This window comes from Paraburkholderia sp. UCT70 (assembly GCF_050434085.1).
Classification (GTDB): Bacteria; Pseudomonadota; Gammaproteobacteria; order Burkholderiales; family Burkholderiaceae; genus Paraburkholderia; species Paraburkholderia tuberum.
In genome coordinates this window covers 3,145,214-3,164,479 of the sequence record NZ_JBNPVZ010000004.1, presented here as the reverse complement: position 1 = coordinate 3,164,479, position 19,266 = coordinate 3,145,214, and the positions used below count along the sequence as shown (strand labels likewise).

At 65.5% G+C, this 19,266-nt stretch carries 12 protein-coding genes and 2 riboswitches; of the genes, 4 read left to right on the top strand and 8 right to left on the bottom strand.

What is annotated here, in order from left to right; all coding sequences use genetic code 11:
* The first annotated feature begins 155 nt into the window (after positions 1-155).
* The 4 genes from OKW41_RS40365 (at position 156) to OKW41_RS40350 (ending at position 7,641) form a co-directional block, all read left to right on the top strand.
* The gene (locus OKW41_RS40365) at positions 156-1,586 is read left to right on the top strand and encodes a YeiH family protein (RefSeq protein ID WP_184069841.1); all 1,431 of its coding nucleotides are present in this window, start codon (positions 156-158) and stop codon (positions 1,584-1,586) included.
* Between the two features lie 109 nt (positions 1,587-1,695).
* On the top strand, positions 1,696-1,869 hold the full coding sequence (locus OKW41_RS40360) for a hypothetical protein (protein ID WP_429575919.1): 174 nt from the start codon (positions 1,696-1,698) through the stop codon (positions 1,867-1,869).
* A 597-nt stretch (positions 1,870-2,466) separates the two neighbouring features.
* Positions 2,467-6,405, top strand: a complete 3,939-nt coding sequence (putA, locus tag OKW41_RS40355) for a trifunctional transcriptional regulator/proline dehydrogenase/L-glutamate gamma-semialdehyde dehydrogenase (protein WP_429575918.1) — start codon at positions 2,467-2,469, stop codon at positions 6,403-6,405.
* Positions 6,406-6,492: 87 nt separating this feature from the next.
* The gene (locus OKW41_RS40350; RefSeq protein WP_429453844.1) at positions 6,493-7,641 is read left to right on the top strand and encodes a branched-chain amino acid ABC transporter substrate-binding protein; all 1,149 of its coding nucleotides are present in this window, start codon (positions 6,493-6,495) and stop codon (positions 7,639-7,641) included.
* A 95-nt stretch (positions 7,642-7,736) separates the two neighbouring features.
* Here OKW41_RS40350 and OKW41_RS40345 read toward each other — a convergent pair whose 3' ends face one another.
* The 8 genes from OKW41_RS40345 to OKW41_RS40310 form a co-directional block, all read right to left on the bottom strand.
* Positions 7,737-9,482, bottom strand: a complete 1,746-nt coding sequence (locus tag OKW41_RS40345; RefSeq protein WP_429575917.1) for a thiamine pyrophosphate-binding protein — start codon at positions 9,480-9,482, stop codon at positions 7,737-7,739.
* Between the two features lie 238 nt (positions 9,483-9,720).
* Positions 9,721-11,109: an L-serine ammonia-lyase gene (locus tag OKW41_RS40340; RefSeq protein ID WP_090802417.1), complete on the bottom strand. Its 1,389-nt coding sequence runs from the start codon at positions 11,107-11,109 to the stop codon at positions 9,721-9,723.
* A gap of 29 nt (positions 11,110-11,138) precedes the next feature.
* Positions 11,139-12,269 (bottom strand): alginate lyase family protein, encoded by a 1,131-nt coding sequence (locus OKW41_RS40335; RefSeq protein ID WP_429575916.1) that lies wholly within the window; start codon positions 12,267-12,269, stop codon positions 11,139-11,141.
* A gap of 139 nt (positions 12,270-12,408) precedes the next feature.
* On the bottom strand, positions 12,409-15,345 hold the full coding sequence (gene gcvP, locus OKW41_RS40330; protein ID WP_429575915.1) for an aminomethyl-transferring glycine dehydrogenase: 2,937 nt from the start codon (positions 15,343-15,345) through the stop codon (positions 12,409-12,411).
* Between the two features lie 67 nt (positions 15,346-15,412).
* Positions 15,413-15,793, bottom strand: coding sequence for a glycine cleavage system protein GcvH (gene gcvH / locus OKW41_RS40325; RefSeq protein ID WP_429453851.1), 381 nt, complete (start codon positions 15,791-15,793; stop codon positions 15,413-15,415).
* A gap of 59 nt (positions 15,794-15,852) precedes the next feature.
* Positions 15,853-16,968, bottom strand: coding sequence for a glycine cleavage system aminomethyltransferase GcvT (gcvT, locus tag OKW41_RS40320; protein WP_429575914.1), 1,116 nt, complete (start codon positions 16,966-16,968; stop codon positions 15,853-15,855).
* Positions 16,969-17,049: 81 nt separating this feature from the next.
* Positions 17,050-17,210: riboswitch (glycine riboswitch) on the bottom strand.
* Between the two features lie 21 nt (positions 17,211-17,231).
* Positions 17,232-17,333: riboswitch (glycine riboswitch) on the bottom strand.
* Between the two features lie 219 nt (positions 17,334-17,552).
* Positions 17,553-17,903 carry a hypothetical protein gene (locus OKW41_RS40315; RefSeq protein WP_429453855.1) on the bottom strand — a complete coding sequence of 117 codons (351 nt, stop codon included), beginning with the start codon at positions 17,901-17,903 and terminating at the stop codon, positions 17,553-17,555.
* Positions 17,904-18,121: 218 nt separating this feature from the next.
* Positions 18,122-19,171 (bottom strand): oxidoreductase, encoded by a 1,050-nt coding sequence (locus OKW41_RS40310; protein ID WP_429453857.1) that lies wholly within the window; start codon positions 19,169-19,171, stop codon positions 18,122-18,124.
* Positions 19,172-19,266 lie beyond the last annotated feature (95 nt).

Sequence of the window (19,266 nt, the reverse complement as noted above, 5' to 3'; positions counted from 1 at the left end):
TGGCGCCCGCCATACTTCTTTGAGTCATATCCATAGAGCGAATGATCGTTTCGCTTTGCGATCCCGCTCGCCTATAGTCGCCAAATCGGTGCATTTTGGGGCTAAACGACAATAACTTCGCGCCGATGCCACTCAACTTTCTCGGGGCATCTGCAATGAGCGACACCCATCACACCGTGCCGGAGGGCGCCGCGCCGGGTCAGCGGCAAGGTACACAAGACGCGCAAACCGCACGAGGCAGCGGCTTTTCGCTGACCGAAGACTGGCTCGCCGCTGGCGTCGGCCTGCTCGTGATCGTGATCGCGTGGGCGCTGTTCGCGTCGGGCAGCAGCATCAAGTGGCTCGCGGTCGCGCCGGCCAAATGGTCGAGCGTCGCGCAGGCCGCGCAGGACATCGGCAAGCATCTACCCAACTACCTCGCGCTATTCGCGACATTCGCGGTGCTGTTCGGCGCGAGCGTCGCCCTGCTCCGGCAGCGCGTCGGCGCGTTTCTCGCCGCGTTCATCGTCGTATTCGTCGCTTCCGCGCTGATTCTGACGCTCGGCGCATGGGTCGACGCGTCCAGGTACAACCTCGAGCCGCCGCTCGTCGCGCTCGCGCTCGGGCTGCTCGTGTCGAACCTGTTCACGCTGCCGGAGTGGCTCGCGGCCGGGCTGCGCGTCGAGTTTTACATCAAGGTCGGTATCGTGCTGCTCGGCGCGACGCTGCCGTTCACGCTGCTCGTGTGGGCCGGTCCGGTCGCGGTCGTCCAGGCGAGCATCGTGTCATTGGTGACGTTCTTCGTGATCTTTCTCGTTGCGCGAGCATTCGGACTCGATCGACGCTTTGCCGCCGTGCTCGGTGTCGGCGGCGCGGTGTGCGGCGTGTCGGCGGCGATCGCGATTGCCGGCGCGGTACGGGCGAAACGCGAGCAGGCGTCGGTCGCGATCACGCTGGTCGTGCTGTGGGCGATCGTGATGATCTTCGTGCTGCCGTTCGCGTCGCGCTCGCTCGGACTGCCGACGGCCGTCGCCGGCGCCTGGATCGGCACCTCCGAATTCGCCGACGCCGCGGGCATCGCCGCCGCGCAGGCCTATGGCGATTTCGCGCGCCACGCGGGCGGCGCGATCGCCGGCGCACCGGAAGCGTCGTTGCAGGCCTTCACGCTGATGAAGGTGGTCGGCCGCGACATCTGGATCGGCATCTGGGCGTTCGTGCTCGCAATCGTCGCGACGACGCGCTGGGAAGCGCAGGACAGCGGCGTCGCCGCGCGCGCGAATGCCGGTGAGATCTGGGCGCGTTTCCCCAAGTTCGTGATCGGCTTCGTGATCGCGTCGGCGTTGGTCACGTGGATCGCGAGCCATTATTCACTCGCTGATTACCGTAAGGTCGTCACGCCGGAGTTCGTCGCGCCGATCACGGTGCTGCGCACGTGGGCGTTCACGTTCTGCTTCCTGAGCATCGGTCTGACGACGCGCTTCCGCTCGCTTGCCGCGACCGGTCTGAAGCCGTTCCTCGCGTTCACGGCGGGCGTGGTGGTCAATATCGCGATCGGTTACGCGCTGTCCGCACACGTGTTCGCGTCGTACTGGAACAGCCTCGGATAACGCCGTGAAGATTTCGATGGATCGTGGCGCCGGCGCTGCGCCATACATAGGCGCCGTAGAGCGCAGCAGCGCGGCGGACGCGCCCTGCTGCGCCGGATGCCGGCATCGCGTGAGCGAAAGGGATGCGCTCGAGCAGCGTATCCCAGGGCTTGCCGTGTTCAGTTCAGGGTTCGGCGCGAGCGTCGCCGATAGCCGACTGTGTCGTCTGCATGACCAGTTGGTATCGCCCGGCGATGTCTGTGCGCGGTTCGACCCGGTTGCGCCGTCGCTCGGGCCGAGCTGATCCAACAGCGATCTTCAGGCGCAAATCCCCGTGCCAATCCGGTCGCGAATCCCCGCACTCGCACGCATCCGGCTTCATGAGCCGTGCGCGCTCTCTCCTGATCTCAGTCGTTCAGCGCGTTTCGCGTATTGCCCGCCGATCCACGCGAGGCCATGCTCGCACGCTTGCGCTCCTCTTCGCGCCGATTCGGGTCCCTTGTCGCGCCTCGAATGAAAAACACCGCACAGGCCGCGCACATCGCCCAGATGCCCAGTATTACCAGCCACTTTTCCATCACACCAACCTTCGGGAACCCCGTTTATCTTTTCTGTGTGCCCTGAAACCGACGTTTCGGGCCGTCCGTCATCGTGCTTCTGTATATCGGCGCGCGAAGTCGTTTGATAAGGCTTATTTCAAAAATAATCACGCCAGGGAAAGTACCGATCGAAAACACCCCGGTCCGACTGTCGGTCTCCGCCCGGAAACCCATGTTCCATAAGGCTTCCGACGGGGTGCAACCAACCTGTCGATTTGGTTGCACCTTTTTATTTGGAGGCGTACGATTCGCCCAACTTTTAGTCTTTCGCCAGGCTCGCGCCCGGTATCAGAGAAGGAAACATGGCCAGCACCACCCTTGGCGTCAAGGTCGACGACCTCCTGCGTTCCCGGCTCAAAGATGCCGCCACCCGCCTCGAGCGCACCCCGCACTGGTTGATCAAGCAGGCGATTTTCGCCTACCTCGAAAAGATCGAGCACGGCCAGTTGCCGCCCGAACTGTCAGGCGCGACCGGCACGGCCGATCTCGCCGACGGCGCGGCGGTCGAGAACGAGGAAGACGGCGCATCCCATCCGTTTCTCGATTTTGCGCAGAACGTGCAACCGCAGTCGGTGCTGCGCGCGGCGATCACCGCCGCATATCGCCGCCCTGAACCCGAGTGCGTGCCGTTCCTGCTCGGCCAGGCGCGTCTGCCGGCCAACCTCGCCGGCGACGTGCAGGCGATGGCCGCCAAGCTCGTCGAAACGCTGCGCTCGAAGAGCAAGGGCGGCGGCGTCGAAGGGCTGATCCACGAATTTTCGCTGTCGAGCCAGGAAGGCGTCGCACTGATGTGCCTCGCCGAGGCGCTGCTGCGCATTCCCGACCGCGCGACCCGCGACGCGCTGATCCGCGACAAGATCAGCAAGGGCGACTGGAAATCGCACGTCGGCCAGGCGCCGTCGCTGTTCGTCAACGCGGCGACCTGGGGCCTGATGATCACCGGCAAGCTGGTGACGACCAATAGCGAGACGAGCCTGTCGTCGGCGCTCACGCGCCTGATCGGCAAGGGCGGCGAGCCGCTGATCCGGAAGGGCGTCGACATGGCGATGCGCCTGATGGGCGAGCAGTTCGTGACCGGCGAGAACATTTCCGAAGCGCTTGCGAACAGCCGCAAGTACGAGGCGCGCGGTTTCCGCTATTCGTACGACATGCTCGGCGAAGCGGCCACCACCGAGGCCGACGCGCAGCGCTACTACGCGTCGTACGAGCAGGCGATCCACGCGATCGGCAAGGCCGCGGGCGGCCGCGGCATCTACGAGGGCCCCGGCATCTCGATCAAGCTGTCGGCGCTGCACCCGCGCTACTCGCGCGCGCAGCAGGAACGCACGATGAGCGAGTTGCTGCCGCGCGTGCGTTCGCTCGCGATCCTTGCGCGCCGCTACGACATCGGCCTCAATATCGATGCCGAAGAAGCCGACCGCCTCGAACTCTCGCTCGACCTGCTCGAAGCGCTGTGCTTCGATCCGGAGCTGCAAGGCTGGAACGGCATCGGCTTCGTCGTGCAGGCGTATCAGAAGCGCTGCCCGTTCGTGATCGACTACCTGATCGATCTGGCGCGCCGCAGCCGCCACCGTGTCATGGTGCGGCTCGTGAAGGGCGCGTACTGGGATACGGAAATCAAGCGCGCGCAGGTTGACGGCCTCGAAGGCTATCCGGTCTACACGCGCAAGGTCTACACCGACGTGTCGTACCTCGCCTGCGCGAAGAAACTGCTCGGCGCGCCCGATGCCGTCTATCCGCAGTTCGCGACGCACAACGCGCACACGCTGTCGGCGATCTATCAACTCGCAGGCAACAACTACTACCCCGGCCAGTACGAGTTCCAGTGCCTGCACGGCATGGGCGAGCAGCTCTACGAAGAAGTCACCGGCCGCGACAAGCTGAACCGCCCGTGCCGCGTGTACGCACCGGTCGGTACGCATGAGACGCTGCTCGCGTACCTCGTGCGCCGGCTGCTCGAGAACGGCGCGAACACGTCGTTCGTGAACCGCATCGCCGACGAATCCGTCGCGATCAAGGACCTGGTCGCCGATCCGGTCGAGGAAGCGTCGAGAATCGTGCCGCTCGGCGCGCCGCACGCGCGCATTCCGCTGCCGCGCAATCTGTATGGCGCGGAACGGCTCAATTCGATGGGCTTCGATCTGTCGAACGAGCATCGGCTCGCGTCGCTGTCGTCGGCGCTGCTCGCGAGCGCGCATCATCCGTGGCGCGCCGCGCCAATGCTCGAAGACAACCAGATCGCGGTCGGCACCGGGCGTGACGTGCGCAACCCGGCCGACCAGCGCGATCTCGTCGGCACGGTCGTCGAAGCGACGGCGGAGCACGTGAGCGCCGCGCTCGGCCATGCGGTGGCCGCCGCGCCGATCTGGCAGGCGACGCCGGTTGAGGCGCGCGCGGATTGCCTCGCGCGTGCCGCCGATCTGCTCGAAGCGCAGATGCACACGCTAATGGGCCTCGTGGTGCGCGAAGCGGGCAAATCGCTCGCCAACGCGGTCGCGGAAATCCGCGAGGCGATCGACTTCCTGCGCTACTACTCGACGCAGATCCGTGACGAGTTTTCGAACGACACGCATCGGCCGCTGGGTCCGGTGGTCTGTATCAGCCCGTGGAATTTCCCGCTGGCGATTTTCATGGGCCAGGTGGCCGCCGCGCTCGCGGCCGGCAACACGGTGCTCGCGAAACCGGCCGAGCAGACGCCGCTGATCGCAGCTCAAGCGGTGCGAATTCTGCGCGAAGCGGGCGTGCCGGCGGGCGCGGTGCAACTGCTGCCGGGCAATGGCGAGACGGTCGGAGCCGCGCTGGTCGCCGATCCGCGCACGCGTGCGGTGATGTTTACCGGCTCGACCGAAGTCGCGCGTCTGATCAACAAGACGCTGTCCGGCCGACTCGATCCGGATGGCAAGCCGATTCCGCTGATCGCCGAAACCGGCGGCCAGAACGCGATGATCGTCGACTCGTCGGCGCTCGCCGAGCAGGTCGTCGCCGACGTGCTGCAGTCGTCTTTCGACTCCGCCGGTCAACGGTGTTCGGCGTTGCGCGTTCTTTGTTTGCAGGACGATGTCGCGGACCGCACGCTCGAAATGCTGACGGGCGCGATGCGCGAGCTCGCGCTCGGCAACCCGGACCGGCTGTCGACCGACGTCGGCCCGGTGATCGACCTGGACGCGAAGCGCGGCATCGACGCCCACATCGCGGCGATGCGCGACAAGGGCCGCAAGGTCGAGCAACTGCCGCTGCCGGAGGGCGCGACGCAGGGTACTTTCGTGCCGCCGACGCTGATCGAGCTCGACAGCATCGACGAGCTGAAGCGCGAAGTGTTCGGTCCGGTGCTGCACGTGGTGCGCTATCGCCGCAGCCAGCTCGACAAGCTGCTCGAACAGATTCGCGCGACGGGTTACGGTTTGACGCTCGGCATCCACACGCGCATCGACGAAACGATCGCGCACGTGATCAGCCGCGCACACGTAGGCAACATCTACGTGAACCGCAACGTGATCGGCGCGGTGGTCGGGGTGCAGCCGTTCGGTGGCGAAGGACTGTCGGGTACGGGGCCGAAAGCCGGCGGTGCGTTATATCTGCAGCGTCTGCTCGCAACGCGTCCGGCTGGTTTGCCGAAGTCGCTCGCGCAGGCGCTGGTGGTCGAAGTACCGCAGGCGGCGCAGGCTGCACAACAGGGCGACAATCCGGCGGCCGCGCTGATCGCGTTGCGCGACTGGCTGATCGCCGAGCGCGAGCCGCAGCTTGCCGCGCGTTGCGACGGCTATCTGTCGCATGTGCCGGCGGGCGCGACCGCGGTACTGTCGGGGCCGACCGGCGAGCGCAATACGTACACGCTGGGCCCGCGCGGCACGGTGCTGTGTATCGCGTCGACGGCGAGCGGCGCGCGCGTGCAGTTCGCGGCGGCGCTGGCTACGGGAAATCGTGCGTTGTTCGAGGGCGCGGCCGGTGAACAATTGGTTTCGCAATTGCCGGCGTCGCTGAAGGCCCACGCGAGCGTGAAGAAGAGCGCCGACGCGCCGTTCGACGCCGTGCTGTTCGAAGGCGACAGCGATGAGCTGCTCGCGCTCGTGAAGGAGGTCGCGAAGCGCGCGGGGCCGATCGTGTCGGTGCAGGGCGTCGCGGCCCGTGCGCTCGCGAGCGGCGACGAGGACTACGCGCTCGAGCGTCTGCTCACCGAGCGCTCGGTCAGCGTGAATACCGCGGCGGCAGGCGGCAATGCGAATTTGATGACGATCGGTTGAGCGAACCTCGGCGATTTATTCAATAGAAAGGAAGCGGCACGGCGACCCCGACACCGCTTCATCCACACCTGGTATCAAGGAGAAGCTATGCAACACAAAATGAAACAGCTGGCAGGCGCAGCTCTGGTTGCCGCCATGTCGCTGGCGGGGACGGCCAACGCTCAATCGACGGAAGACGTGAAGATCGGTTTCGCGGGTCCGATGACGGGCGCACAGGCGCACTATGGCAAGGACTTCCAGAACGGCATCACGCTCGCGGTCGAAGAGTTCAACGCGACGAAGCCGGTGATCGGCGGCAAGCAGGTTCACATTGTGCTCGACTCGGCCGACGACCAGGCCGACCCGCGCACCGGCACGACGGTCGCGCAGAAGCTCGTGGATGACGGCATCAAGGGCATGCTCGGCCACTTCAACTCGGGCACGACGATTCCGGCCTCGCGCATCTACGCGAACGCGGGCATTCCGCAGATCGCGATGGCGACGGCGCCGGAATACACGCAGCAAGGCTTCAAGACCACCTTCCGCATGATGACGTCCGACACGCAGCAAGGCTCGGTCGCTGGCACGTTCGCGGTGAAGAACCTCGGCATGAAGAAGATCGCGATCGTCGACGATCGCACCGCTTACGGCCAGGGTCTTGCGGATCAGTTCGAGAAAGCTGCGAAGGCGGCAGGCGCGACGATCGTCGATCGTGAATACACGAACGACAAGGCCGTCGACTTCAAGTCGATCCTGACCAAACTGAAGTCGTCGAACCCGGATCTGATCTATTACGGCGGCGCGGATTCGCAAGCAGCACCGATGGTCAAGCAGATGAAGCAGCTCGGCGTGAAGGCGCCGCTGATGGGCGGCGAAATGGTCCACACGCCGACCTTCATCAAGCTCGCCGGCGATGCGGCGAACGGCACGGTGGCTTCGCTCGCCGGTTTGCCGCTCGAAGAAATGCCGGGCGGCAAGGCATACGTCGAGAAGTACAAGGCGCGCTTCAACGAAGACGTGCAAACGTACTCGCCGTACGCGTTCGACGGCGCGATGGCGATGTTCACCGCGATGAAGAACGCGAACTCGACCGATCCTGCCAAGTACCTGCCGGTGCTCGCCAAGACGTCGAAGCCGGCCGTGACGTCGGCCAACCTCGCATACGACGCGCGCGGCGATCTGAAGAACGGCGGTATCACGCTGTACAAGGTCGTCGATGGCAAGTGGACGACGCTGCAAAGCGTGGGCGGCAAGTAAGTTTTTTGCTGACTACGGTTGATAGAAAACCCCGCTCTGGCGGGGTTTTTTTATGGGCGGCGCATTCGACACGCTGTCAGGCCACGTGGCGATTTTCACTGCCCGCGCATCTTCCTCCCCTGCTCACGAATCATCTCGAGCGTCGCCGCGGGCGTGCTCGCTTCCTGCGGCATGCGAATTTCGATCACGGCCGGCAGCTGCGATTCGATCGCGCGTTGCAACGCCGGCAGAAAATCCCCGGTACGTTCAACGGTTTCGCCATGCGCGCCGAACGATCGCGCGAATGCCGCGAAGTCCGGATTCGTGAGGCCGGTGCCATGCACGCGATGCGGATAGTGTCGCTCCTGATGCATGCGGATCGTCCCGAATTGGCTGTTGTTGACGACGATGAACAGCACGCGCAGGTCGTACTGCATCGCTGTCGCGAGCTCCTGCGCGGCCATCATGAAGCAGCCGTCGCCGGCGAGCGCGACCACCGCGCGCTGTGGATACAGCGACTTTGCCGCGAGCGCCGCCGGCACGCCGTAGCCCATCGCGCCGCTCGTCGGCGCGAGCTGAGAACGGAAGTGCCGATACGAGAAATGCCGATGCAGCCACGTCGCGTAATTGCCCGCGCCGTTCGTGAGGATCGCGTCGTCGGGCAAGTGGGCGCGTAACTGCTGGATCACTTCGCCCATCTGCACGTCGCCGGGAATTGGGCGCGGCTTGCGCCAATCCAGATACGCGCGATGCGCTTCTTCAGCGGCACCCGCCCAGGCGAGCCTGCCGGACGACGACGGTTTCAGTTCCGCAAGCATCGCCGCAAGCTCAGGCATGCCCGAGACGATCGGCAGATCGGCCGCATATACGCGGCCCAGTTCTTCCGCGCCCTGATGCACGTGCACGAGCGTCTGCTTCGTCTTCGGGATGTCGAACAGCGTGTAGCCGTTGGTCGTCGCTTCGCCGAGGCGCGGGCCGAGCGCGAGCAGCAAGTCCGCATCGCGAATGCGCTGAGCGAGCGCCGGATTGATGCCGAGACCGACGTCGCCCGCGTAGTTCGGATGCTCGTTGTCGAAGGTGTCCTGGAAGCGGAACGCGAGGCCAATCGGCAACTGCCAGTTTTCGATGAAACGCTGCAGGTCCGCGCATGCGGCCTCTGTCCAGCCGCTGCCGCCGGCGATCACCATCGGCCGTTGCGCGCCTTCGAGCAACTCGCGCAGCTTCGCGATCTGCGCGGCCGATGGCGACGCCGCCACGCGGTGATAAGCGGGTGCGCCAGGTACCGCGTCGCAGGCGTCGCTCAGCACGTCTTCGGGCAGCGCCAGCACGACCGGCCCGGGCCTCCCTGAGGTGGCCGTATGAAACGCATGGCTCAGATATTCGGGGATGCGCTTCGGGTCGTCGATCTGCGCGACCCACTTCGCCATCTGACCGAACATGCGCCGGTAGTCGATCTCCTGAAAGGCCTCGCGATCGAGATGTTCGCGCGCGCACTGACCGATCAGCAGAATCATCGGCGTGGAGTCCTGGAACGCAGTATGAACGCCGATCGACGCATGCGTCGCGCCCGGCCCGCGCGTGACGAGTGCGACACCCGGGCGGCCGGTCAGCTTGCCGAGCGCTTCGGCCATGTTCGCGGCCGCGGCTTCGTGACGGCAGACGATCGTCTGGATGCGCCCGGTTTCGTCGTGCAGCGAATCGAGCACGGCGAGAAAGCTTTCGCCGGGGACGCAGAACACGCGCTCGACGCCGTGTGTGAGCAACGCATCGACGACGAGGCGCGCGCCGGTCGTGCGTGCGGTATGGGAAGCGATAACGGAATTGGAAGCGGGATTGGAAGCGGGAGCATTCGGCAGCGACATTGCGAAGAAGCCTCCTGGCAGTGCGTGGGTGCGTTGGGATGGAGCCGCATCGGCGGAACGTGCAACAGCGGCCGATGGGCGCTTCGACAGCTTACGCCGAGCACGTGGGCGCTGTCATGGCGCAGCGCAACTGTTCGATCGGCGTGCGCGCAACACGATCGCGCAAATGAAAACGCGAGCCGCAAGGCCCGCGCTTTTCCGATGCGATCGCACGCAATTGAATGCCGCGCTCAACGACTCAACACTCGACGATATTTACCGCGAGTCCGCCGCGCGACGTTTCCTTGTACTTGGTCTTCATGTCCGCGCCGGTTTCGCGCATCGTCTTGATCACCGAATCGAGCGACACGTAGTGGCTGCCGTCGCCGCGCAACGCCATGCGTGCGGCATTGACCGCCTTCACCGATGCCATCGCATTGCGCTCGATGCACGGAATCTGCACCATGCCGCCGACCGGATCGCAGGTGAGCCCGAGGTTGTGCTCCATGCCGATTTCCGCGGCGTTCTCGACCTGCTTCGGCGTGCCGCCCATCACGGCGGCCAGCGCGCCCGCGGCCATCGAGCATGCGACGCCGACTTCACCCTGACAGCCTACCTCCGCACCGGAGATCGACGCATTCAGCTTGTACAGGATGCCGATCGCGGCGGCCGTCATCAGGAAGTCGATCACGCCCTGCTCGTTCGCGCCCGGCATGAAGCGCGTGTAGTAATGCAGCACCGCCGGAATGATGCCGGCCGCGCCATTGGTCGGCGCGGTTACGACGCGCCCGCCCGCCGCGTTCTCTTCGTTGACGGCGATTGCGTACAGGTTGATCCAGTCGACCATGGACAGCGGATCCTGCAACGCGCGCTCAGGGTTGCCCGTCAACGCGCGATAGAGCTGCGGCGCGCGCCGCTTCACCTGGAAAGGTCCGGGCAAGTGACCATCGGCATCGGGATTGTTGATGCCGCATCCGCGCGCGACGCATGATTGCATCACGTCCCAGATCTTCAGCAGACCCGCGCGCGTCTCTTCCTCGCTGTGCCAGACGCGCTCGTTTTCCCACATCAGCTGCGCGATGCTCTTGCCGCTCGCCGCACACAGCGCGAGCAATTCGTTGCCGGTACGGAACGAATGCGGAAGCTGATCGACGGCGCTCAATACCTTCGTGTTCGGTGCGCCGGCCGTCACGACGAAGCCGCCGCCGACCGACAGATAGGTCGACTCGCGCAGCGTTGCCCCTTGCGCATCGAAGGCGAACAGCTTCAGGCCGTTCGGATGCTCGGGCAGCGCCTGACGATAAAACGCGATGTGCTCTTTCTGCACGAAGGGCACCTCGTGCGTGCCGAGCAGCGCGAGTTGGCGCGACGTGCGCACTGCTTCGAGCCGTTGCGCGATCGTCTCGGGATCGACGGTGTCGGGCGCGTCGCCCATCAGGCCCAGCATGACGCCGCGATCGGTGCCGTGTCCCTTGCCGGTCGCGCCGAGCGAGCCGTACAGCTCCGCCTTCACCGATGCAGTGGAAGCGAGCAGCCCGTCGCGCTCGAGTCCCTGGACGAACATCAGCGCCGCGCGCATCGGCCCGACCGTATGCGAGCTCGACGGACCAATGCCGATTTTGAAGAGATCGAAGACGCTGACTGCCATGTACTGCTCCCTGCCTATAGATAAAGAGTTTAGCGCGCCGGCAGCGGCAAGCACACGGCGAGCCACGCGGGCGGCGTCGGTGCGAGCTGCAGCGCGACTGGCGTAAAGCGTCCATCGAGACGGGCCGCCAGGTGAAACAGTTCCGTCGCGTTCTTCGGATTCCACTGACCCGAATAGCCGGGCAAGCCGGCCTCGCGACGTTTGGCATCGAACGCGACGTTCGAATGCACGAATTCCTCATGCGTCTGACCGCCGGTAGCAAACGGCACGAGCCAATCCAGCGCGGCGAGCAGCGTCGCGCCGTTCGCGCCCTTTTCTTGCAGCCAGTTGCGGTTGTGGCGGCGCGCGGCGAGCGCGGCCGTCACCAGCGGTTGCAGATCGTAGGTCACGTAGTGCAGCGCATCGCGCTCGCCGAAGTCGATCGTCGAGCCGTCCGGGGCGATGTTGTCGCCGATATGCTCTACAAACAGCCGCTGCGCGGCGTTGATCATCTTGCGGTTGTCGAGCGTGAATGCCGCCATCGCGATCAGCTTGATGCGGTGGCTTTGCCAATTGTTGCGGAACGTGCCCGTGAGCGGCCGCGGCTGCGCGTCGATCTGCGCGATGTAGCCGTTCGCGAGCTTCGTCAGAAACGCCATCGCCGCGTTGCGCGTTTTGACGGGCAACGCGCTCGCGGTCATGTCGTACGCGAGGATCAGACCTTCGAAACGCGTTTCGTCGATCGGATCGAAGCTCGGCTGATAGGTCGTGACCCACGCGTACAGCAGACGGTCGACGAGCTTCAGGAAGCGGTCGTCGCTGGTCGCGCGCCACGCGAGCGCGGCGTCGCGCAGCAGGTCGAGATCCTTCTCCGCTTCGACGCTCTGATCGTAGATGCCCTCGTGCGGCAGCGTGCCCTCGGTGTGCAATTTGGCGAGCGCATGGGGCTGCTCGTTCAGATGTGCCTGCACGTTGGCGACGAGCGCCTTGACGCCGGGGTCGGCATTGGTGCGCTCGCTCGTTTGCAGCGCCGGCGCCGCGCAGAAATTCATCGCGGCCTGCGCCGCGCGCAGCGGCAGCAACGCGGCCGCTGCGGCCAGCAGTACCGCGTAAGCGGGCCGCCACGGACGGACGCCTGCCGCCTCGGCCCGGCTTTGCATCAATCGCACCTTTCGCGCCATGCGAAACTCCTCGTTAGGCTGATTCGGTGTGTGATGTTAGCCGGTTGCGGCTTTCAACGACAGGACCGCGGGTGGACCGCTCGCGGACGCAGACGGACCTTCACAGCGCCGCGCATGACGTCTCGCCGACTCGCGCTGTTTACTCGTAATCGGCGATCGGCACGCACGAGCAGAACAGGTTGCGATCGCCGTACACGTTGTCCGCGCGACCGACCGGGGGCCAGTACTTGTTCGCGATCAGCGTCTTCAGCGGGTAGGCGGCGGTCTCGCGCGCATACGCGTGCTTCCAGTCGTCCGAGATCACGACCGCCGCCGTGTGCGGCGCGTGCTTCAGCAGATTGTCTTCCCGGTCCGCGCGGCCTTCCTCGACCGCGCGGATTTCCTCGCGGATCGCGATCATCGCCTCGATGAAGCGGTCGAGTTCTTCCTTCGACTCCGACTCGGTCGGTTCGACCATCAGCGTGCCCGGTACCGGGAAGCTCATCGTCGGCGCGTGGAAGCCATAGTCGGCGAGGCGCTTCGCGACGTCGTCGACGGTGATGCCGCTCGTGTCCTTGATCGGACGCAGATCGAGAATGCACTCGTGTGCGACGAGGCCGCCGGGGCCCGAGTACAACACCGGATAGTGCGGCGCGAGCTTGTTGGCGACGTAGTTCGCGTTGAGGATCGCGGTTTCGGTCGCGGCGGTCAGGTTCTTCGCGCCCATCATCGCGATGTACATCCACGAGATCGGCAGGATCGACGCCGAGCCGTACGGCGCGGCCGACACCGCGCCGATGCCATTCTCCGAGCGCTGGTAGCCCGACGAGGTCTGGTTCGGCAGGAACTGCGCGAGATGCGCGCCGACCGCGACCGGACCGACGCCCGGTCCGCCGCCGCCGTGCGGAATGCAGAAGGTCTTGTGCAGGTTCAGATGCGAGACGTCGCCGCCGAACTGACCCGGCGCGCACAGCCCGACCATCGCGTTCATGTTCGCGCCGTCCACGTACACCTGGCCGCCGTGCGCATGCACGATCTCGCAGATTTCGCGGACGTTCTGCTCGAACACGCCGTGCGTCGACGGGTACGTGATCATGATCGCCGCGAGCTTATCGGCGTGCTGCGCGGCCTTCTTCTTCAGGTCTTCGATATCGACGTTGCCCTGCGCGTCGCATGCCACGACCACGACCTGCATGCCGGCCATTTGCGCCGACGCCGGGTTCGTGCCGTGCGCCGAAGCGGGAATCAGACAGACATCGCGATGCGCTTCGCCGCGCGACGCGTGATAGGCGTGGATGATCAAAAGACCCGCGTACTCGCCCTGCGAGCCCGCGTTCGGCTGCAGCGACACGGCCGCATAGCCGGTCGCGGCGACCAGCATCTCTTCGAGCTGATCGATCATCTCGCGGTAGCCGACGGTTTGTTCGGTCGGTGCGAACGGATGGATCTGGCCGAACTCGGGCCACGTGACCGGCAGCATTTCCGACGTCGCATTCAGCTTCATCGTGCAGGAGCCGAGCGGGATCATCGAGCGATCGAGCGCGAGGTCCTTGTCCGACAGACTGCGCAGATAGCGCAGCATTTCCGTTTCCGAATGATGACGGTTGAACACGTGATGCGTCAGGTACGCGCTCGTGCGTTCGAGCGCGGCCGGCACCGACGCAGAGTTCGATGCGTTGAGCGCGGCGTCGATCGCGTCGACTTGCGGCACGTCGCTCGTGAAGGCCGCTTGAGCGAACACCGCGAGCAGGTCGGCCAGATCGTGGCGCGTGGTGGTTTCGTCGATCGACAGGCCGACTTGCGTCGCGCTCACGTGGCGCAGGTTGATGCGCCTGGCCGTCGCCGCGTCGTGCAGCGCTTGCGTGCGTGCGCCGGTGTCGAACGTGAGCGTGTCGAAGAAAGTTTCGTTGACGAGCTTATAGCCAAGCTGCTTCGCGCCTTCGGCGAGCAGCGTGGCGATGCGATTGACGCGCAGTGCGATCGTCTTCAGGCCACGCGGGCCGTGATAGACCGCGTACATGCTCGCCATGATCGCGAGCAGCGCCTGCGCGGTGCATACGTTCGAGGTCGCCTTCTCGCGGCGGATGTGTTGCTCGCGCGTTTGCAGCGCGAGACGCAGCGCGGGGTTGCCTTGCGCGTCAACGGTTACGCCGACCAGACGTCCCGGCATTTGCCGCTTGAATTCGTCGCGCACCGCGAGGTACGCGGCATGCGGGCCGCCGAAGCCGACCGGCACGCCGAAACGCTGCGTATTGCCGATCGCGACGTCCGCGCCCCATTCGCCCGGAGGCGTAAGCAGCGTCAGCGCGAGCAGGTCGGCGGCGACGACGACATGGCCGCCCGCCGCGTGGATCGCTTCGGTCAGCGCGCGGTAGTCGCGCACGTCGCCGTTCACCCCCGGGTATTGCAGCAGCACGCCGAATGCGTTGGCGTCGGCGGCTTCAGCGGCCGGGCCGACTTTCACTTCGATGCCGACCGGCGTCGCGCGCGTCTTCACGACTTCGATGGTCTGCGGCAGCACGTCGTCGGCAACGAAGAACACGTTCGACTTCGGCTTGCCGACGCGTTGCAGCAGCGTCATCGCTTCGGCGGCGGCGGTCGCTTCGTCGAGCAGCGATGCGTTCGAGATCGCGAGGCCGGTCAGGTCGGTGACCATCTGCTGGAAGTTCAAGAGCGCTTCCAGACGGCCTTGGGAAATTTCAGGCTGGTACGGCGTGTACGCGGTGTACCACGCCGGATTTTCGAGCACGTTGCGCAGGATCACCGTCGGCGTATGGGCGTTGTAATAGCCCTGGCCGATGTAGGAGCGGAACACCTGGTTCTTGTCCGCGAGCTCGCGCAAGGCGGCGAGCGCTTCGGCTTCGCTCTTCGGTTGCGCGAAGGGGCCGAGCGGCAGCGTTTCGGTGCGGCGGATCGTCTTCGGGATGACGGCGTCGATCAATGCCGCGCGCGACGCGAAGCCGAGTGCTTCGAGCATCGCTTGCTGGTCGGCCGTATCCGGGCCGATATGCCGTTCGGCGAAGGCGTCGTGCACTTCGAGCGCGGCGAGCGAGAGAGGAGTGCGGTTCATCAGACGATCCGGGTGTTCGAGCTTCATGGGTGTTCCTGGCGGCGCGGCGCGCCGTTGTGCGAGCGCCGCGCCTGACGGTTAAAACAAAGGTGACTCAGGCGCCGATCGACTTCGCGTACGCCTCGGCGTCGAGCAGACGGTCGAGCGACGCATCGGCGGCCGGCTTGATCTTGAACAGCCAGCTGTCGTACGGCGTGCTGTTGACGGTGTCGGGCGAGTCGGCGACGGTCGTGTTCGCCTCGATGACTTCGCCCGAGACCGGCGCGTAGATATCGGAGGCGGCCTTCACCGATTCGATCACGGCGACGGTGTCGCCCGCGGTCACGGACTTGCCCACTTCCTGGACTTCGAAGAAGACGATGTCGCCAAGCGCTTCCTGCGCGTGGTCGGTGATGCCGACCGTCAGCGTGCCGTCCGCTTCGGTGCGGACCCATTCGTGCGATTCGGTGTATTTCAGTTCGGCCGGGATGCTCATTGGATGCTCCTGAACGGTATGTTCGGTAGTGTTTGAATGTAGGGGCGTGCGCCGGCCGCTTAGACCGCCAGCACCTTGCCGTTGCGCACGAACGGCAGTTTTACCACGCTTGCGGGACACGCTTTGTCACGAATCTGGACGTGCACGGTGTCGCCCGGCTGCACGCCCTTCGGCACGCGCGCGAAGGCGATCGATTCCTGCATGGTCGGCGAGAACGTGCCGCTGGTGATTTCGCCGTCGCCGTGCGGCGTGACGACTTTCTGATGCGCGCGCAGCACGCCCGCGGCCTTGCCGTTTTCCTTCAGCAGGATCAGGCCGACGAACGCGGCGCGCGAGCCGTCGGCTTCGAGGCTGCTCTTGCCGACGAAATCGCGCGGCGAGGTGAGGTCGACGGTCCATGCGAGGCCGGCGTCGAGCGGCGAGACATTGTCGTCCATGTCCTGGCCGTACAGGTTCATGCCGGCTTCGAGGCGCAGCGTATCGCGCGCGCCGAGCCCGGCCGGGCGCACGCCGTGGGCCGCGAGCGCATTCCACAGCGCTTCGACGTGGGTAGCCGGCACGATGATCTCGAAGCCGTCTTCACCGGTATAGCCGGTGCGCGCGATGGTCAGCTCGCCAAACGGCGTGCCGTCGACGCGCGCGGCGTTGAACGGCTTCAGCGTTTCAGTCGCGGCGCGCGCGGCCGGCACGGTTTGCCAGGCCTTTTCGCGTGCGTTCGGGCCTTGCACGGCGACGATCGCCAGATCGCGGCGCGGCGTGATGGTGAGACCGAAGCCGCCCGCGTTGAGCTGGCCGAACCAGGCGATGTCTTTGTCGGCGGTGCCGGCGTTGACGACCACGCGGAAGTGGTCTTCGGCGAAGTAATAGACGATCAGATCGTCGATCACGCCGCCGTTCGGATTCAGCATGCAGGAGTAGAGCGCGCGGCCCGGCGTTTGCAGCTTCGCGACGTTGTTCGCGAGCGCGTATTCGAAGAACGCGCGGACGCGCTCGCCGGTGAAGTCGACCACGCACATGTGGGACACGTCGAACATGCCGGCGTCGGTGCGCACCGCGCGATGTTCCTCGATCTGCGAGCCGTAGTTGACGGGCATGTCCCAGCCGCCGAAGTCGACCATGCGAGCATTGAGCGCGCGGTGAGCGGCGTGGAGCGGGGTGTGTTTGAGTTCGGTCATGGGGCCTCGGGCATCTCGCGAAACAAGAAAAGGCCATGCGGCGCACTGCCTCGCGGCTGTGTGCCTGCGAGCGTGGTTCTGCATGACCCCTCTGTCCTCGATACCTGAGAGATTGCGCCGCCGCGACTGGCTCAATGAGCTCGATCCGTCACGGTGAAACGCGCGCCCCTTCGGTGGGCAGCCTGCCTGCGGTGCACGACGTGCGACGCGGATGGCTACTGCCGCTCTCCAGAGTGCGAAAAAGCCGCCGGAAGACGGGTTTTTCGACGCGGTCGGTCCTTTTGCCTGAGAGTTTGCGGGTGTGCCCCTTCGGCGGCGCGGCCTGCGATTTTTCGCCTGCCAGCACGCTCTCCCGACGCGTGCGGCGAATTTACGCGACGGGCCGGGGCTTGTCAAATAAAGGCCCGGGAGCGGTGTGGGGCCGGCTGTGGCTGTTCGGGGGCGTCAAAAAGAAAAGCGCCGACCGTGGTGCCCGCGCTTTTCAGTTGCTTCTCCCGGTGCCATCCGTGACCGCACGATGAGCGGTAGTGGGGGCTCACCTGGTGGCTCGTTTGCCGATTCGGTTTGCCCACTTGCTCGCTGACTCACTCGCCGATCGCATGAGCCGCATTGTCCAGTTCCTGATTCAGCACGCGCTGTTCTTCCGCGGACAAACCGCCGCCATGCTGGGCGGCCATGTCATGCGCTTCCTGGCGGATCGTCTCGAGACGATGATGCAGCGCGGCGCCTTGCGGCGGCGGGTAATAGCCCTGATTCACGCGGTTTTCGATACGGTGCGCGAGATTGTCGATGCGGCCGTCGACCTGATGCAGACGCTGGTCCGCGATCTGCTGCGGAGTCGGGCCCGGATGCGGCGCCGGCGGGGGCGTTACCACGCAGGCGGCGACGGAGCCGAGCAGCGCGCATGCAACAAGGGCACGGATGATTCGAGACATGGATTCTCCCGGAGTCGTTGTCGTGTTGGGTTGCTACCTCACTAGCAACGGCTGACGAAGAACGCCCGCTGACTTGGCAGCGGGCGAATTTGTAACGTTGTGTTCCTTTCCGGAACGTCAGGAAAGCCCGCGCCGACAGCCTTCGGGGCGCTAAAGGCGGTCCCGTTTTTGGTACACAGATCGTGGTGGCGCGGTGTCGACGCGCAGCGGGGCGGGGTTCAGCGAATGCGCTCGAACGGCAGTCGCACGCCCTGCTCGGAACTGCGCGCGGCCAGTTCGATGATCGTCATCACGTCGACCGCGTCCTGCGTGCTGATCGGAAATGCGACGCGGTTCTGGATCGCGTCGGCCAACGCAATATAGAAGCCTGCGTACTCGCCGTTGCGGGTCGGCAATTCGCACTCGACTTCCTCGTCGCCTTCGAGCACGCGCAGCACGCCGGGGCTGTTGCCGGCGCCGAAGCCTGCGTCGCCGGGGCGCAGGCCCGCTTTCAGCTGATCTTCCTGTGTGTCGAGGCCGTACTTCACGTAGCTGCCGCGCGTGCCGTGGATAGCAAAGCGCGCTCCCGGCAACGCGGCCAGCGCGCTTGCGTGCAGCACGACCTCGAACTCGTCGTAGCCGAGCTGGATGTGCACGTAGTCGGGTGCACTTGCGTCGTCGCGATGGGTGCGCACCGTCGCCGATACGGTCTTCGGCGCGCCGAAGAGGGCGAGCGCCTGGTCGATCAGATGCGGACCGAGATCGAACAGCAGACCGCCGCCGCGCGTTACGTCTTCGCGCCAACGCTGACGCACACCCGGCCGGAAGCGGTCGAAACGCGATTCGTACTGCGTGACGCGTCCCAGTTCCACGCGTGCGAGCAGATCGCGCACGGTCAGAAAATCGCCGTCCCAGCGTCGGTTGTGAAAGGGCGCGAACAGTTTGCCGCGCGCCAGCGCGATATTGGCAAGCGTGTGGGCGTCGGCGGCGCTCAGCGTGACAGGCTTGTCGACGACCACGTGCTTGCCGGCTTCGAGGGTGCGGCGCGCGAGGTCGAAGTGGGTGTCGTTGGGGGTCGCGATCACGACGCAGTCGATGTCGTCGAGCGCGAGCAGCGCGTCGAGATCGGCGACGATTTTCGCGTGTGGATAGTCGGCGTGCGCGCGCTCGGATTGCCCGGTCGCAATCGCGGCGACCCTCGCGCGTCCGCAGTGTTCGATCACCGGTGCGTGAAACGTCGCGCCGGCGAAGCCGTAGCCCATCAATCCAATTTTCAGCGATGCGGACATGCGAGTCTTCCTGGAGGAGCGGCGCGCCGCCTTGCCACCGCGGCGGCGGCGCGCAATCTCATCATTGTGGCATTTGTGGGCTGGACTGGGGGCTG

Bases quoted from the DNA above. Each gene is read 5' to 3' on its own strand.
- OKW41_RS40335 (WP_429575916.1), bottom strand. From the start codon at position 12,269: ATGGCGCGAAAGGTGCGATTGATGCAAAGCCGGGCCGAGGCGGCAGGC.
- OKW41_RS40365 (WP_184069841.1), top strand. From the start codon at position 156: ATGAGCGACACCCATCACACCGTGCCGGAGGGCGCCGCGCCGGGTCAG.
- gcvH (WP_429453851.1), bottom strand. From the start codon at position 15,793: ATGAGCATCCCGGCCGAACTGAAATACACCGAATCGCACGAATGGGTC.
- OKW41_RS40310 (WP_429453857.1), bottom strand. From the start codon at position 19,171: ATGTCCGCATCGCTGAAAATTGGATTGATGGGCTACGGCTTCGCCGGC.
- gcvP (WP_429575915.1), bottom strand. From the start codon at position 15,345: ATGAAGCTCGAACACCCGGATCGTCTGATGAACCGCACTCCTCTCTCG.
- OKW41_RS40340 (WP_090802417.1), bottom strand. From the start codon at position 11,109: ATGGCAGTCAGCGTCTTCGATCTCTTCAAAATCGGCATTGGTCCGTCG.
- OKW41_RS40350 (WP_429453844.1), top strand. From the start codon at position 6,493: ATGCAACACAAAATGAAACAGCTGGCAGGCGCAGCTCTGGTTGCCGCC.
- putA (WP_429575918.1), top strand. From the start codon at position 2,467: ATGGCCAGCACCACCCTTGGCGTCAAGGTCGACGACCTCCTGCGTTCC.
- OKW41_RS40315 (WP_429453855.1), bottom strand. From the start codon at position 17,903: ATGTCTCGAATCATCCGTGCCCTTGTTGCATGCGCGCTGCTCGGCTCC.
- OKW41_RS40345 (WP_429575917.1), bottom strand. From the start codon at position 9,482: ATGTCGCTGCCGAATGCTCCCGCTTCCAATCCCGCTTCCAATTCCGTT.
- gcvT (WP_429575914.1), bottom strand. From the start codon at position 16,968: ATGACCGAACTCAAACACACCCCGCTCCACGCCGCTCACCGCGCGCTC.